The organism is Streptomyces flavofungini (assembly GCF_041028215.1).
Classification (GTDB): domain Bacteria; phylum Actinomycetota; class Actinomycetes; order Streptomycetales; family Streptomycetaceae; genus Streptomyces; species Streptomyces flavofungini_B.
This window is the reverse complement of record NZ_JASKYR010000862.1, coordinates 1-2,814: the sequence shown is the minus strand read 5'-3', so window position 1 is coordinate 2,814 and position 2,814 is coordinate 1. Positions and strand designations below refer to the sequence as shown.

At 70.3% G+C, this 2,814-nt stretch carries 1 protein-coding gene; it reads right to left on the bottom strand.

Translation table 11 applies throughout. The annotated features are described in order from the left end of the window. Positions 1-211 precede the first annotated feature (211 nt). Positions 212-2,814: glycosyl hydrolase (locus tag AB8Z36_RS35680; protein WP_369217540.1), on the bottom strand; the 2,603-nt coding region annotated here is incomplete at its 5' end.

Below are 2,814 nucleotides of genomic sequence, written 5' to 3'. Positions count from 1 at the left end.
ATCCGCAAGAAGGACATAAAGGGCAAGGCGGTGCCCCCCCCCCCCCCCCCCCCCCCCCCCCCCCCCCCCCCCCCCCCCACGCACGGCCTGCGCTCACGAGCCGTCCTCGTCGCAGCCATGCAAGCACGGGCAACGCTAAGGAATTTGCGAGTCTTCCCCCCCCCGTGCGGCATGACCGGGAGGTCATGCCGCACCGCCTTGCCGTCCCCCGCTAGCCGAACGGGATCGTGAGCGTCGAATCAGCCGTCCCGGTCCGGAGCTTCGCCGGGGCGTTGCCGATCGCCGACCACACCTCAAGGCGTACCGTGCCGCCCTTGAGGTTGCCCAGCGAGCCCGTCGCCGACTTCAGGCCACGGCCCTCGCTGTAGGCCTCCCAGCCGTTCACCGGATCGGTCGCGAAGTACTGGTAGGTCTCCGTGCGGTCGAAGGTGCCGTCACCGGTGAGGTCGTAGCTGACCCTGGCCTGCTGGCCGAGGCCGACCGCGGTGCCCGCGTCCACCTGGAGGCGGAAGGACGTGGCCCGGCCCGAGGCGAGGGTGCCGTTGACGTTCTTCGCCTCGTAGACCTGCGGCTGGTACGGCGTGCCGTCGTGGTTGGCGCCGCCCGCCGAGGCGAGGGTGTCGCTGCCCGCCGTGGCCCCGGTGGCGGTGGTCAGGGTGCCTCCGCTGCGGAGCTGGAAGACGTTGCCCGTGGGCGGCTCGGGGTCGGGGTCGCCACCGCCCGTGCCGTTGCCCGTGGCGGTGGAGCGGGCCGGGACCGTGAGGGTCTTGCCGTCGGAGAAGGTGACCGTGCGGGAGGAGGAGCCGAAGTTGTGCGCCGCGTAGGTCCGCGTCGTGCCCTTGGTGAAGACCGCCGACGTCGGGATGTCGCCCGTGATGGTCGTATCGGGCGCGCCGAGGGCGTCCAGGGTGCCGATCCAGTGGTAGGTGTGCGCCTTGGACTCGCCCTGCTCGGGCGTGTAACCGGCGTTGCCCGCGTCCCACTTGCCCTTGGCCGCGCCCGGATCGGCGAGCGACTCAAACTCCCAGAGGATGTCGCGCCACTCCACGGCCGGGCCTCCGTTCTCCCGGACCATCTCGGCGAGGTTGCGCCGGATCGCGGCCTTGTTCCCGGCCAGGTGGAGCGAGCCGCCGGTGACCGGCAGCACGTTGATGCCGTGGATCTCCTCGGGGTTCGCCGTCCACCACGTGGAATACGCCACCCCGCTCCCCCACACCATTCCGGCCGTGTCATGGCCGAACCCGGAGGGGAAGACCTGCTCGTCGGCGTCGAACCAGTACTGGGCGATCGCCTCCGACTCCGTGGTCAGCAGATAGGCGCCCAGATCGCGCAGTTCGGCGTTGTCGGTGGCCGAACCCCACAGGACCAGGGCCGCGCTGAGGTTGGTCGACTCCGAGGAGGACTCCTGGTTGTTGCCCGCGGCGAAGCCCTGGTGCCCGGAGGCCCAGCTGTGGCCCGCGTAGATGTCGAAGCCGCGCAGGAAGGGGAAGGCCGAGTCGGAGCGGGCGGGGTTGGCGGCGTCCTTGATGAGCGTCTTCACCATGCCGCCCCACGCCGAGTCGGCGGCCCAGGCCTGGTCGTACTGGGCGACGACCGCCGCCGCGTAGACGTAGTAGCTGTAGTGGAAGTGGTGATCGTTGAGCTCGGTGTCGCTGCCGTACGACGCCGGGTAGCCGATCAGGGTCTTCCAGTCCTTGTCGTAGGAGAACTCGCTCGCGCCCCCGGCGGTGAACCACTCCTGGAGCCGCCCCTTGATCAGGCCGAGGAGCTTGTCGCGGGTAGCGGTCTCGCCGATCTGGTCGGCGACGGGGACGAGCTGGGCGAGCCTGCCGAGCGCCTTGCCCGTCCAGTAGGTGTCGCTGGCGCCCGAGAAGGGGTCGGAGGCGTTCGCCACGTCGTCGAGATAGCCCTTCAGCCGCGCCTTGTCCACGCCGGAGGACTTCGGCAGGGCGGGCAGGACGGACGAGGACTTCTGCGTGGTGCTGAAGGACGTGCCCTCGCGCACCTTCATCGTGCCGCGCGGCGACTTGTAGGTGTACGAGGTCAGCGCGTCGGTCGTGTGCAGCCACTGGTGGCGGTAGAGCGCCTGGAGCGTGCCGGTCTCGCTGCCCTCCTGCGCCTGGGTGGTGAGGCTGTAGGTCGCCTTCACCGAACCGCCCGTGGCCGACCAGGTCGCCTTGGAGCCGGTGACGAAGCTGTAGGCGTACTTCTTGTACGTGGCGAGCGCGTCGGTGGAGGGCAGGACGGCGAGGGAGAAGTAGTCCTTGGCGCCCAGACCCGCGGTGATCGTCGAGCCGGAGACGTTCCAGTCGCTGCCGCTGGGGGCGAAGAGGGCGTAGTGGTGACCGGCAACGGTGATGCCGAGGACGTTGCCCTGGTCGGCGAAGACGCTCGGCGCTCCGGCGGTGGTGATCTGGGCGTTGCCGCCGGAGCCCTTGGCGTAGACGTAGGGCAGGCCGTGACCGATGGTGGTGCGCAGGGTGCGGGTGCCGTCCGACCAGTAGGGGGTCACGGTCCAGTCGGACCAGGCGTCGGCCTTGGTGTCGGAGGAGTTGAGGCCGCTCAGGCCGAGGGTGAGGTCGCGCTTGTGCGCGAACTCGTACTGGCGGCCGTCGCCGACGATCGCGGGCGTCGTCGGATAGCCGACCTCCAGGCCGCCGGAGACGGCCTGATAGGTGAGCGGGTGTCCGTACATGGGGGTCGAGTACGGATTGTCGCCGTACCGCTGGAAGGCCAGCGAGGACCACCAGTCGTTGGTGGGGACCGGCTTGCCCTTGGCCGCCGCGGTGACCTTGGGGGTCACCGGGGTGCCGG